The following is a 12272-nucleotide window of genomic DNA, read 5'->3' on the forward strand; positions in this document are numbered from 1 at the left end:
ACTATGCTTCCTTTGCTCAAATTTTATCCTTTCCTAACTTGTAAGAAAGGCTGCCCCGTGATTGGGACAGCCGCTCTTGTGTGTTATTTTTTCTTGTTTAGGAAGTCGAGGCAAAAGATGCAGTCTTCATTTTGCCGTGGACTACCAAATTCAAGGTTACATATATGAAATCCTTCTTCATACAGCCTCGCCAGGTTATCATAACCTTCTCCAGGAAAACTCTTGGAAGGCTTGTCCTCACCTGATTCTGTGTCTTTCTGCTTATCCGTTTGTTCCAAATGATTGCGTAAATTATGGTTCTCTGCAGCAAGCCTGTGATTCTCTTCTAGCAAATCACGTAAGCGACCCTTTAAATCGCCAAGCTGCTCATATAATTCCCCAATTTGCTGCTCCATATCCGATACCTGGTCAAAAATCTGTCTCTTCTTCACGCCTAACTCACCCCATTATTCTGTGGCTTGCGCTAATATACCTTCATCAATTAGTTCGTCTAAAGTATATTCAATGACACGTTCTTTTTCTGGAATTTCGATCTGGATAAGTCGTTCCAGAATGTTTAAACCGACTACTTTCCCTTTACCATGTGGTGTCTTTATAGATTGCCCAATATCAGGAAGTTCACGCTTGGCCGTTTCATAATCGTCGTTCTCATATTTCAAACAGCACATAAGCCTTCCGCATAGCCCGGAGATCTTTGCCGGGTTAAGGGATAAGTTTTGGTCCTTCGCCATCTTAATGGAAACTGGTTCAAAGTCACCTAAAAAAGTAGAGCAGCAGAGCATTCTGCCACATGGACCAATCCCACCAAGCATTTTTGCCTCATCACGCACACCTATTTGTCTAAGTTCAATACGTGTTTTAAACATAGCTGCTAAATCTTTTACAAGATTACGGAAATCAACCCTGCCATCTGCTGTAAAATAAAAAATAATTTTATTACGATCAAATGTATATTCTACCTCTACTAGATTCATATCAAGCTTATGTTGAATTATTTTATCTGAACAGGTTTGAAATGCTTTTTCAGCATGCTCCTGATTTTCCACAACGTTTAATTTGTCCTTTTCGTTCGCTACACGAATTACCTGTTTCAGTGGAAGCACAACATCTTCCTCATCCACTTGTTTCTTAGCAATTACCACTTTCCCGAACTCTATTCCTCTCACTGTCTCGACAATGACATAACTGTCCAGGGAAATGGTATGTTCTCCAGGATCAAAATAATATATTTTACCCGCTTTTTTAAAACGGACTCCAATAACATCTATCACATAATCACCTCTGAATATGAAGTGTAAGTTGTTCCATCACTAATGTGGGATTAACATTTTGCTTCAATTTTCTTTTTGCCTGCATAATCGCGTTTAAATGTGTTAATAGTTCTTCCTGCGAAAAGGAAAGGGCCGCTTTTTCGAGCAACTGGTCCTGATTCGTAAAGAAGACCATCTCCGTCTCATTTCCAATATGGTAATAAAGTACATCTTTAAACGCTAATAGCAGTAAATCAAGTCCTTCTTCTTGCTCGTTTCTTTCTTTAAAATGTACCACCCAATGGTTATGAATAAATAAGTAAACGTCTTGTGGGTTATCGGCAAACATTTCTATCAATTGTACCACTATCTTTCTAGCAGTGGCAAACCACTCATCATTGCTTCGAGCGATCGCATCGTCCAAATTATTCGTTAGGGCCCCCATCAATTTGGCCGTACTTTCACTCAAGCCATTCTCCACTAATTTCCGCTCAAATTGAACAATATTCAGGGGCCTTAAGTCAATAATTTGGCACCTAGAACGAATGGTTGGCAAAATAGCATGGCTATTCTCTGTAAGCATGATGGCCGTTGTTTGTTTACTTGGTTCCTCTAAAAACTTTAAAATACGGTTGGCTGCATTAACGGTAAGCGTCTCAGCACCCTTTATGACATATACTTTACGAGTTGATTCCATACCAGAATAGCTGAATTCCTTCTGTAAATTACGGATCTGCTCTATTTTAATGGACTTCCCTTCTGGTTCTACCCAATGAACATCAGGATGGTTCCCAGAGGCAATTCTTCTACATGCATTACATTGATTACAAGGTTCTACCCCTGCCAGCTTTTCACAAAATAAATTTTTGGCAATCAATTGTGCAATTGCTTCTTTACCTGTCCCACGAGCCCCGTGAAGCAAATACGCATGAGAAATACGGTCTTTTTTTATGCTGTTGGTAATAATTCTGCTAGCCAGTGGCTGTACTTCAGCAATTTCAGACCAGTTCATCATTGTATTCACTCCCTCATTTACGGCATACCTTGTTACGTATATATATTAATCAATAGTCCTTTAATTTCTCCGATTAAGCCAAGGATATCTACTGTCTTTTTTTCCCGATTCATTATTTCTTCTGTTAGCTCTAATAATTTCTCATCTACTTGCTTCACAATAGCCAGTTTACGGCTTTGGCCATCTAGACTGAAGCTGTGAGAATGTTCAAGGTCAAGTCCATTTGACACGGTCTCTTGCAAAAAGCTTTTCACCATTCGCTTAAACTTTGCAAGATCACGAAAGGACCGAAACCGCGCTAGCTTATTTCCCTGAAGCGTTATATTTTTCATTAATTGCTGTAGTTCCTGCTGTTTCAAGCTTTGGGTTTGGGACCGCAGGTTTTGTTGAAACGAATTAGATTCGACTACATTCGTCCTGGTATAATTCGGCTCTGTTTGTGTCCGTATTTCCTGGCCAATTTTCATAAAATCAGTCCCTTAAACGATTTTCCTTGGAATGCGTGTTTATCTTAAGAATAAGGACGACCAGCATCAACATTTCATATCTGCTGGCCGCCTTTCCCTCATTGTATATCTAAGACGAGAGCTTTCTAAAATTGATAGAACGACTCGATTGGCAGAATAAAGACGGTTGCGCCACCAACTTCAACTTTAACTGGCTTCGGAATATACGAATCAGCATTCCCTCCCATTGGGGAAATGGGTGCTACCATTTGCTCACGGTGAGAGCAATTGTCTTTAATAATTTGTAATGCTTCGTCTATATACTCGTCCTGACAACCAATCATAAGCGTCGTATTACCTTCTTTTAGGAATCCACCTGTAGTAGCGAGTTTGGTTGTTTTAAAGTTCTCTTCTCCCAATGCATCTACTAGACGATTGGAATCTTTATCCTGAACGACAGCGATAAGCAATTTCATTATACGTAACCCCCTTTACGCTTTATTTTTTAGTAACGTGACAATGCGATCCATCGCCTCATTCTCAACAGCTTCCATAGGCTGGTCCGCATTGATCGCCTGGATTCGGCGAGGAAATCTTTTCACTAGAATATGATAGGCATCATAAACCTGTTCATGAAAATGGAGATTTTCCAAATCCAGACGATTTCGTTCTCTATCTTTATTCGCCGCGATCCTTGCCAATCCCTTGTTTGGCTCTATATCAAAAAATAAAGTTAAATCAGGCATACAGTCACCAATGGCAAATTGATTGATAGAGAATACTTCATCGATGCCCAATCCTCTAGCATGTCCCTGGTATGCGAGGCTGCTGTCAATGAAACGATCACATAGTACTACTTTCCCCGCTTTGAGAGCAGGTAATACTTTTTCAATTAAATGTTGGCGTCTAGAGGCTGCATACAATAAAGCCTCTGTGCGCTCTTCCATTTCCGTATTGGCAGGATCGAGTATAACCTTCCTGATCTGTTCCGCAATCTCAATGCCTCCGGGCTCTCTTGTCGCTAGAACGTCATAACCCTGGTCACGTAAATGCTTGCTTATACGATGAAGAAGAGAGGTCTTACCAGCACCCTCACCGCCTTCAAATGTTATAAAGATTCCGTCCACGTCATTCTTCTCCTTCTGTTGACCCTATAAAGACAGCTACTCTTTCAGGGTCCCTTTGTTGCAATCGCACTCCATTACCCTGGAGTTGCGTTATATGTTCAAGCTGTTTCTCTTTAATACGCTCTCCCTTAAGTATAAGCGGTATTCCCGGCGGATATGGGATAACGGCCTCTGCCGCTATATGTCCCGCTGCCTCGGTGATAGGCACATGCCTTGTTTCCAACTGATCCATTTTTGCATAAGGAATAGCCAGCTCTGTTATGGATTCAAGCCCCGTTAAAAACGGTACTATATCTATTGTATCATGCATTCGACTATTTTTTAATTGCTCATTCACTGTTTTTATTGCTTTTTTCAATGTTCCTGTTTGACTAAAAGGAGACAGCCCGTGAATAAATAAAATTTGATTGTCTGTTTGAAGCTCTGGATAAATATTTTGTTCTTCAAACAGTTTTGCTACTTCATTGGCAGAATGTTTCACGTGTAACGTTATTTTTAATGGATCCTCTGCAGGGACAATGGACCAGTTTTCCGAATCCTCAAATAGTCCCTTTACTTCTTGGACACTTTTCATAACAGCGTCCATATTTTTTCTGGACATAGTCGCTAGAAATGCTCTTGCAATATCTAGTGAGGCCATCAACGGGTAGGATGGGCTACTTGATTGCAAGAGTTGCAAGTAATGAGATAATCTCCCTCGCGACGCCAAGGAAGAGTTGTGATGCAGGAAGGATGCCATCGTCATGGCTGGTGCCATCTTGTGTGCCGATTGAACAACAACATCTGCTCCTAAGCTAATAGCGGAAGCAGGAAAAGGGTTACCTAGAGAAAAATGCACGCCATGCGCCTCATCTACGAGTACAGGGATTTGATAATCATGTGCAAGTTCAATCATCTCTTTTAAGGGGTACGTTCCTCCGAAATAATCAGGGTATGTCAGCACCACTGCCTTCGCATCTGGATGTCTTTTCAAAGCTTCTTGTAATGTATCTTGCTCGGGGTTGGTGAAGCGACCGACACTTTCCTCATATGCGGGAGAAATAAAAATCGGATTAGCTCCCCTTAACTCTAAACCATTCATAATAGATTTATGGCTATTTCGCTGAACAATAACTTTATCCCCGCGTGAACAAGCTGCCATAATCATGGCCAAATTCCCCGCTGTACTCCCTCCAACAAGGAAGTAGGTATGTTCCGCCTGAAAATAATCTGCAGCAAGACGTTCTGCTTCTGCGATAGGGCCTTCTGGGGCATGCAAGTCATCCAGTCCAGTCAGTTCTGTCATATCCAATTTTAATATTTCATTATAAAAGTCACTTGCCTTCTCTGGAAAAATGGTTCCATTTTTATGCCCAGGCACATGAAAGGAGACAGGGCTGTTCTTAGTGAATTGTTTTAATGCTTGGAATAAAGGGGTCAATTGCTGATCCATGATGAGATGCTCCTTCTTTTATTGTTTATGTAGGCCGAAAATCATTTCTATTTGTTCATGCTATTTTACTATAACAAAATGGCAAGCGCCTGTTTTTATGGAACGACGATTACCCCTCTAGTTAAACCATTAGGAAATAAAAAAAGTCTCTGCAAAAAGCAAAGACTTAGGTATCTATGAATATAGTTTTGGTTTGGTTGCATTCTTTAATTTTCTCACATAATAATTGTACTTTTCTTCTCGTGGCTCTGTATGAATCATATTATGCTCGCACTCTGTACAAATGAATGTCGTGTACAAATGGATCCCTCTAGCCTTTTCTTCCTCACAGATCCCACATCGTTGCGAATATGTTGTTTGTTCCATCTCCCCACCTCCGTTAGAAACTAGTATCTCCCAATCTAACGAAATATATACGAAAAATCTTTGAAAAAATGCGAAGCTATTAATCTGTTTTTCTAAGGAACCGTTTGGACAATTGAATGATATAGAAGATGTGAATACCCACTCCCAAAACCCCAATAAAGAGGCTATTTATCAAATGGACGCCCTCTATAAGAAATAGCTTTGCCGGCCAAAAAGTTGGCAAGATACCACCAGCCCAGTTCCAGGGCTCTGAAACAAAATAGATGATGAATGGGACAAATACAACAAGACCGACACCTTTAGAGAGAGCTAACCCTTCTATTTTATTGGCAGCAATGGCAACAAGAAACAAACAGATAATCGGAGCCTCCATTGCCAGCATTACTGTTACCAACAGCTTATCTAAAATGGGTAAAGCAACAGGACTCGCCCACTCCAGATAAATATATCCATACAACACGGTTAACACTCCTGGTAATAACAAGCGATACAACAGGTAGCCCTGTTTGCTCAACGGCGTCACAGCAAAGTAGTCTATCATTTTGTCATCTCGTTCATCGAGCATAATAAAGCCTGCCATGATGCCTAGTAATAATGGTATTAATAGAATAAAGAAGCTTGCCAAGAGTTCATTATAGGCTCCTAACGCAAACTGTGCAGTAGCAAACGGCAATATGAAGCGAACAAGTAAGATGAGTAAGAGGGGGCCAATCAAGGAAATCAAAAGCATGGGATCCCTGTATATTTGCTTCATGTCCCCTTTTATTAAATGGAAGACGGACTTCATAATGTTTTCCCCTCACTTGCTTTACGTATAATCATGTTGTAAAAAGATTTCCTTGCCCAAATAAATGCTATGACACCCCATATTAATAGCATTACCACAGAATATATTGCCTCCCACGTAGTAATCGAATGAAATCCTGAGCTGATCAAAAGAAGAGCACCTTTTGTTGGCAAAAGCATAAAAAGAAAATGGTCCATCCCTGTTAGTTCTAGTAACGGAAGTAAAAATATCAGGCTGTAGATAGAGGACAGAAGAAAGAATCCATTTAGCGTATGGCAACGCACCGCTACCCCTAAACCAAAAATAGTGAAAAACATGGATGTTAAAAACACACCGACCAGAAACAGCACCAGATAATGAGATACACCAAAAACACTGATATGAATGATATAACTTGTTAGAACAGATAGCATCGTTAATGAAAGTGCTTTGGAGAAGATGTACTCTTCCACTTTGTACGGAGTAATGAATAGATTGTCTAAAATATTCTGGTTCCGTTCTAAAAGGACGAGCCCACCGATAAAGAAAAATCCTAATACACCAGGATCAGAAAATGTAATGAAGATCCCAGCAATTTCTCTATACTGTTCCGGGATCTGATGGAGCGCAATAATGTAAAACAGACTGACTAACATATAGACTGCATACAGTCCGTGACGAAATTGAATTTTTATATCATAGAGAAAGGCTGCAGGAAATCTCATTTCAATCCTCTCCCTGTAACATTAATAAAGATGTCTTCGAGTGTTGCCTCCTGGGTATGGATCGTCTCCACATTATGTGTTTGGAGAATACCTAAAAAATCATGATTTGTCCCGATTCCTTGTAAGTCAAATTCACTTGTTACTAACTGATGATCCTTTCTGCGATACTCCAAGCGGACTTTTCTTTTATTATGAAGCACCCGTAAATTTCTAGGGGAATTAATCAATTCGATCTTTCCATCTACTATAAAAGCAACCCGATCACAAATCTCATCAGCAGTGCTCATATTGTGTGTGGTAATTAAAATCGTTTTCCCATCTTTTTTTAAGCTTATAATTTTATCTTTTACTTTCTTAGCGTTAAGCGGATCCAATCCTGAAGTCGGCTCATCTAGAAAGAGGATATCCGGATTATTTAATAATGCACGACATAAATTCAACCTCATTTTCATTCCTTTAGAGTAAGCGGCCACTTTCATATGAGCGGACTCCATTAATCCCATTTCTGTAAGCAACTGCGCTGGTACAGCAGTATCCCCTGCATAGAGATTGCGGAATAAGGAGAGGTTTTCTATTGCCGTAAGCCGCTGATAGAAATTAGGAAATTCAAAAGCTACCCCAATCCTTTCATAATAAGAGCGCCTTACCTGGCTTACTTCTTGGTCAAAAATGCGAACCCCGCCCTGATAGTTTTTCAGCATACCAATTAAGATTTTTTGGGCCGTACTTTTTCCCGCACCAGATGGGCCAAGAAACCCAAAAATCTCCCCTTTCTTTATTGTAAAATCCATCCCTTTTAGGGTAGGCTCTTTACGACCTGGATAGGTGAAAAACAACTTTTCTACTTTTATCATCTAATCCACCTTCTTAATTAAGCCATTAGATATAAAGGTAAGGAGTAAGTCCATGGATTCTACAAAATGCTCCTCACCAATCTGTTGCTTTTGGAGAAATAATAAGAAAACCATGCGCAGTAGTTGGATTACAACCTCAGATTGTTCCTCTACTATGACATTTTCCCTTTGTAATTTTTCAACTAATGGTGTGAAGAAATCCACATCACTATTAGCAAGGTGGGCTACTTTCTCCTCTGGTAATTTTCTGAATAGCGATTCCATTATTCCCTCGTTAAATAACTGGCTAACAAATGCATTAGACTCCATTACAGAAAAAGCCTCCATTAAAAAGGATTTAAAGCTTTCTCTCGTGACGTTACCCGACCGGAAAAATGGTAGCACAAGTTGTTCTCTAATCTTTTCTTCTTCCTGCTCCAAGATCTCTAAATAAAGCACTTCTTTGCTTTCATAAAAATTGTAGAAAGAACCTTGCGCTATCCCGACTGATTTCGTGATATCCGAAATACTCGTTTTCTTCAGTCCTCGTTTCACAAACAAGTCCCTTCCTTTTGTAAGAAGATCTTGTTGAATCCATTCCTTTTCCCTTTGCCCAAACTTTGGCATCCCAACATCTCCTTGTTTTTGAATATATGAATTATTTTATTTTATATTCATATATTAATCAAAACCGTTACGTTGGTCAAGCCATTTAAAGCATTAGAAAAACTCGCATTCATTCGTCTTTTAGAAAATAGGTACGTCTTTCTTATACTTGGTACTCTTTCCTACAGTGAAATAAAAACTGCCATAGGGGATAACTCGTCCCAATGGCAGTTTCTTATATGTGGTAGGCATTATGGAAGAATAAATAAGTGAATAGCTGCTAGGGAGGCCATTCCAAACAATCCTAAAAATCCGGATACAACTACTGTGAATACGTTAATTGGAATGTGTAACCCCATTGCTCCACCGAACACATTGAAAAAAAACAAAAATAAAATCCCAATTCCTAATTTTACTGTCCCCTGCGCCAAAAAACGCATTGGCTTAATGGGGGCCCCTACCAGTAACAAAACAATGATAAGTGCAATCATTACTGTTATAACCACTGTAGAACTCATCCAAATCCCCTCCTTGTCCCCTTTCTTGAAATGCAAGAAAGTATAAAATAAACGCCGTTATCTAGCTCGCTACGAACACCAAATACTCGGCGCCCCCTAATTGCCTGCGATAAAGAAGACTTACCGACTGTCCTTCGCCAGAGTTTCCGTCGCCCTAATGCTTGTCTGGAAGGCGAAAGTCATCATCACTTCGTTTCCTCTCACTTGGACTCTGCGCTTTTCTTATTTTTATGAAGAAAAGAAAGAAAAAAGAACATTAGTTAGAAAAACTCATGTTTGCTCGTCTTCCAAATATGCGGATGCGCTGGATTTTCTGAGTCGGATAGTCATGAACACTTGTTGTGTCGTGGCACGATGAGGGCACCTGTGGGGCTCTATTTCTTTCTCCAGAAATAAGCGATAAACTCATCAATTTCTTCTGTATTCTGAACCGTAAACTCTTCAAATCCTGGAAATTTAATGGTAGGAATTCAATTACACGCATCTCCTTTTTGTTTGGTTGTTTGAACTGCACCCAGTTTAACAAATAATGAGCTTGCGTGATTTTTTTTATATTCAGAAGATTATCCTCTCCCCAACAAATATTTTAGAGCCATATTTTCCGAAACATTGAAGAACCCCAACATACATTAGAAACACAAAATAAAAATACCTGCCATTGTGGAATGGCAGGTATTTCGTCTTTTAATAAATTCGAAGGTTTCCTAGCATGAATTAATGATTTTTTACAACTTCATGACCTCGGACATTCCAAGTGATTGCAAACAATACTACTGCAAGCGCACAAGAAACTGTTAATAACATGAAACCAGCATCCCAGCTGAAGTGCTGAACTACAAAGCCCATAATTGCATTTGCTGATACAGCACCACCGATATAACCAAAGAAGCCAGTTAATCCAGCAGCAGTACCAGCAGCTTTTTTAGGTACAAAATCGAGAGCTTGTAAGCCAATTAGCATAACAGGACCATAAATCAAGAAACCAATGGCGATTAATGCAATATTGTCTACAAGTGGGTTACCAGCAGGATTGAACCAGTACACAAGAACTGCGACTAGCACGCCGATCATAAACACAACACCAGCTGGTCCGCGACGGCCTTTAAAGACTTTATCGGAAATATAACCACATAACAGCGTACCAGGAATTCCTGCCCACTCATATAGGAAGTAAGCAATTCCGGACTCACTCATATTAAAACCTTTTTCTTCACTTAAATAGGTTGGAGCCCAATCCAACACGCCATAACGTACAAAATAAACAAAAATATTAGCAATAGCAATAGCCCAAACCCATTTATTATTTAGTACATATTTGAATAGAATTTCTTTTGTAGTTAGTTCTGTTTCAAATATTTTTTTGGATTTACTTGGATAATCATCTCGATGTTCTTCAATTGGAGGCAAACCTTCTGATTGTGGAGTATCTCGAATCAATGCAAAAGCAATAATTGCAACTACGACAGCGACTAACGCTGGTAAAATAAATACTCCTTCATAGCCTATAAAGGTTGCACCAAAATAGGTTGTGGCAAGCGATACACCACCAATAGCCAATGGAGCCATAAGTCCTCCACCCACATTGTGTGCCACATTCCAAATAGCGGTCTTACCACCACGTTCACTCACACTAAACCAATGTACAAGAACACGTCCAGAAGGCGGCCAGCCCATCCCTTGAACCCAACCGTTAAGGAATAACATAATAAACATAATGGTGATGGTTGATGTGAAAAAAGGAATAAATCCCATTAATAAATTTATAATTGCCGACAAAATTAAACCAGTGACTAGAAAAACTCTAGCATTACTTCGATCTGAGATCGTTGCCATAACAAATTTACTTATTCCATAGGCAATGGAAATAGCAGATAAAGCTAGACCTAATTCACCCTTTGAGAAACCTTCTTCTGTAAGATAAGGCATAGCAAGTGAAAAGTTCTTCCGAATTAAATAATAAGCTGCATAACCAATGAATATTCCCATAAAGACTTGAAATCTAAGTTTTTTATACTCAGCATCTATCTTATCCTCTGGTAATCTTTCTTTGGCTGAAGCAGGTTTAAAAAATTTCAACATAAAAGCCCCTCCTTGTTGTATATAAAAATAGAAAACAAACTCTCAAAAAAGCCATTAAAATAATGGTTAGCTAACCCTCCTTCGTTAGTAAAGCTGAAGTCGCTAGATAAGTAGATAGGATTTCACACAAAAAAGCCATACTAAAACATATACATCCCAAAAGGAATGTATATAAATAGTATAGTCTCCTCGTCTCCGCCACCTCTTAACTTGTAGAATTAAGAATAAATGATTTTTTAAAAAATGTCAACGCTTACAATGAAACATTATAAATAGAAATAGAATTTCTTCTTGATAGACATAGATTCATTTTCTACACTAAAAATCAGTCTATAAATCTATAAAAAAAATCAGTCTATAAATCTATAAAAGCATGCACCCTTCTGTATATAGAGTAATAAATCAACTAGGTTATAGAATGGTTTTGTAGAATGAGAAAAATCTCTTTACAAAAAAAGATACTAGTCTTCATAATTAGTCTAATTTTATTTGTTATTATTGCTATTACAGCCATAAATAGCTATCTTGAGTCTAAGGAAGTAGAGGAACAAATGGGGGAAAGAGCTATACAGGCTGCTCGAACTATTTCTTTCACCACAAATAAGCGATAAACTCCATCTATTTCTTCTGTATGCTGAACCGTAAACCCTTCAATTCCTGGTAATTTAACGGTAGAATTCAATTACATGTTTCTCCTTTTTGTTTGGTTGTTTGAACTGCACCCAGTGTAACAAATAAGGAGCTTGCGTGCTTTTTATTTATTTTCAGAAGATTATCCTCACTCCACCAAATATTTTAGAACCAAAAAAGGCAAGGGAACACAATAGGTTCCCTTGCCTTTTTGGAATAGAAATGTAAAGAAATTTTGCTCTTAGAAATTCTCTGTAGTTAGCGGAAACTCATGGCACTAACTTTACGATGCCTTGCCTCACGGAGTAAAAATAAATAATTCGCTTGAGCAAGTGCTTCTCTATTTACCGCGTGTACCGGTCGATCAATGCTTTGTTCTAGCAAAGAAGAGATGTGCTTCCATTCGTTTTCCAATTTGAATATTGAATCTAATAATTGCTCATCCATATCGCTTTTTTTAATTTTTTTGGCCATGTGTC

16 protein-coding genes are annotated in these 12272 nt (G+C 38.9%); all 16 read right to left on the reverse strand.

What is annotated here, in order from left to right; all coding sequences use genetic code 11:
• Nucleotides 1–83: 83 nt before the first annotated feature.
• The 16 genes from yabA to ACTWPF_RS00330 all read right to left on the reverse strand — a co-directional run bounded on the left by yabA (nucleotide 84) and on the right by ACTWPF_RS00330 (nucleotide 12267).
• Nucleotides 84–431 carry a DNA replication initiation control protein YabA gene (gene yabA / locus ACTWPF_RS00255; RefSeq protein WP_036578179.1) on the reverse strand — a complete coding sequence of 116 codons (348 nt, stop codon included), beginning with the start codon at nucleotides 429–431 and terminating at the stop codon, nucleotides 84–86.
• A 15-nt stretch (nucleotides 432–446) separates the two neighbouring features.
• Nucleotides 447–1271 (reverse strand): PSP1 domain-containing protein, encoded by an 825-nt coding sequence (locus tag ACTWPF_RS00260; protein WP_106895365.1) that lies wholly within the window; start codon nucleotides 1269–1271, stop codon nucleotides 447–449.
• 4 nt (nucleotides 1272–1275) lie between these two features.
• Nucleotides 1276–2265 carry a DNA polymerase III subunit delta' gene (holB, locus tag ACTWPF_RS00265; RefSeq protein ID WP_443147934.1) on the reverse strand — a complete coding sequence of 330 codons (990 nt, stop codon included), beginning with the start codon at nucleotides 2263–2265 and terminating at the stop codon, nucleotides 1276–1278.
• A 32-nt stretch (nucleotides 2266–2297) separates the two neighbouring features.
• Nucleotides 2298–2732 carry a YaaR family protein gene (locus ACTWPF_RS00270; protein ID WP_106895363.1) on the reverse strand — a complete coding sequence of 145 codons (435 nt, stop codon included), beginning with the start codon at nucleotides 2730–2732 and terminating at the stop codon, nucleotides 2298–2300.
• Between the two features lie 125 nt (nucleotides 2733–2857).
• Entirely contained in the window at nucleotides 2858–3187 is a 330-nt protein-coding gene (locus tag ACTWPF_RS00275; protein ID WP_036578175.1) for a cyclic-di-AMP receptor, read from the reverse strand.
• A gap of 15 nt (nucleotides 3188–3202) precedes the next feature.
• Nucleotides 3203–3838: a dTMP kinase gene (gene tmk / locus ACTWPF_RS00280; protein ID WP_036578174.1), complete on the reverse strand. Its 636-nt coding sequence runs from the start codon at nucleotides 3836–3838 to the stop codon at nucleotides 3203–3205.
• 1 nt (nucleotide 3839) lies between these two features.
• Nucleotides 3840–5270, reverse strand: coding sequence for an aminotransferase class I/II-fold pyridoxal phosphate-dependent enzyme (locus ACTWPF_RS00285; RefSeq protein ID WP_443147935.1), 1431 nt, complete (start codon nucleotides 5268–5270; stop codon nucleotides 3840–3842).
• A gap of 174 nt (nucleotides 5271–5444) precedes the next feature.
• Nucleotides 5445–5636 (reverse strand): sigma factor G inhibitor Gin, encoded by a 192-nt coding sequence (locus tag ACTWPF_RS00290; RefSeq protein WP_036578170.1) that lies wholly within the window; start codon nucleotides 5634–5636, stop codon nucleotides 5445–5447.
• Nucleotides 5637–5715: 79 nt separating this feature from the next.
• Nucleotides 5716–6423, reverse strand: a complete 708-nt coding sequence (locus ACTWPF_RS00295) for a hypothetical protein (protein ID WP_443147936.1) — start codon at nucleotides 6421–6423, stop codon at nucleotides 5716–5718.
• Nucleotides 6420–7127, reverse strand: coding sequence for a fluoroquinolone export ABC transporter permease subunit (locus tag ACTWPF_RS00300; protein ID WP_443147937.1), 708 nt, complete (start codon nucleotides 7125–7127; stop codon nucleotides 6420–6422). The genes ACTWPF_RS00295 and ACTWPF_RS00300 overlap by 4 nt, the downstream gene beginning before the upstream one ends.
• A complete protein-coding gene (locus ACTWPF_RS00305) occupies nucleotides 7124–7981 on the reverse strand; it encodes an ABC transporter ATP-binding protein (protein WP_443147938.1) in 858 nt (285 codons plus the stop codon). The genes ACTWPF_RS00300 and ACTWPF_RS00305 overlap by 4 nt, the downstream gene beginning before the upstream one ends.
• Complete coding sequence (locus tag ACTWPF_RS00310) at nucleotides 7982–8587, reverse strand: TetR/AcrR family transcriptional regulator (protein WP_443147939.1); 606 nt, start codon at nucleotides 8585–8587, stop codon at nucleotides 7982–7984.
• 230 nt (nucleotides 8588–8817) lie between these two features.
• Entirely contained in the window at nucleotides 8818–9084 is a 267-nt protein-coding gene (locus ACTWPF_RS00315; RefSeq protein ID WP_106895356.1) for a pro-sigmaK processing inhibitor BofA family protein, read from the reverse strand.
• Nucleotides 9085–9798: 714 nt separating this feature from the next.
• Nucleotides 9799–11163: a glycerol-3-phosphate transporter gene (gene glpT, locus ACTWPF_RS00320; protein ID WP_238021033.1), complete on the reverse strand. Its 1365-nt coding sequence runs from the start codon at nucleotides 11161–11163 to the stop codon at nucleotides 9799–9801.
• A gap of 520 nt (nucleotides 11164–11683) precedes the next feature.
• Nucleotides 11684–11845: a hypothetical protein gene (locus ACTWPF_RS00325; RefSeq protein WP_443147940.1), complete on the reverse strand. Its 162-nt coding sequence runs from the start codon at nucleotides 11843–11845 to the stop codon at nucleotides 11684–11686.
• Between the two features lie 206 nt (nucleotides 11846–12051).
• Nucleotides 12052–12267: a YaaL family protein gene (locus ACTWPF_RS00330; RefSeq protein WP_106895355.1), complete on the reverse strand. Its 216-nt coding sequence runs from the start codon at nucleotides 12265–12267 to the stop codon at nucleotides 12052–12054.
• Between the last annotated feature and the right edge of the window lie 5 nt (nucleotides 12268–12272).

The organism is Oceanobacillus sp. M65 (genome assembly GCF_052246275.1).
Taxonomy (GTDB): Bacteria; Bacillota; Bacilli; order Bacillales; family Amphibacillaceae; genus Oceanobacillus_B; species Oceanobacillus_B jordanicus.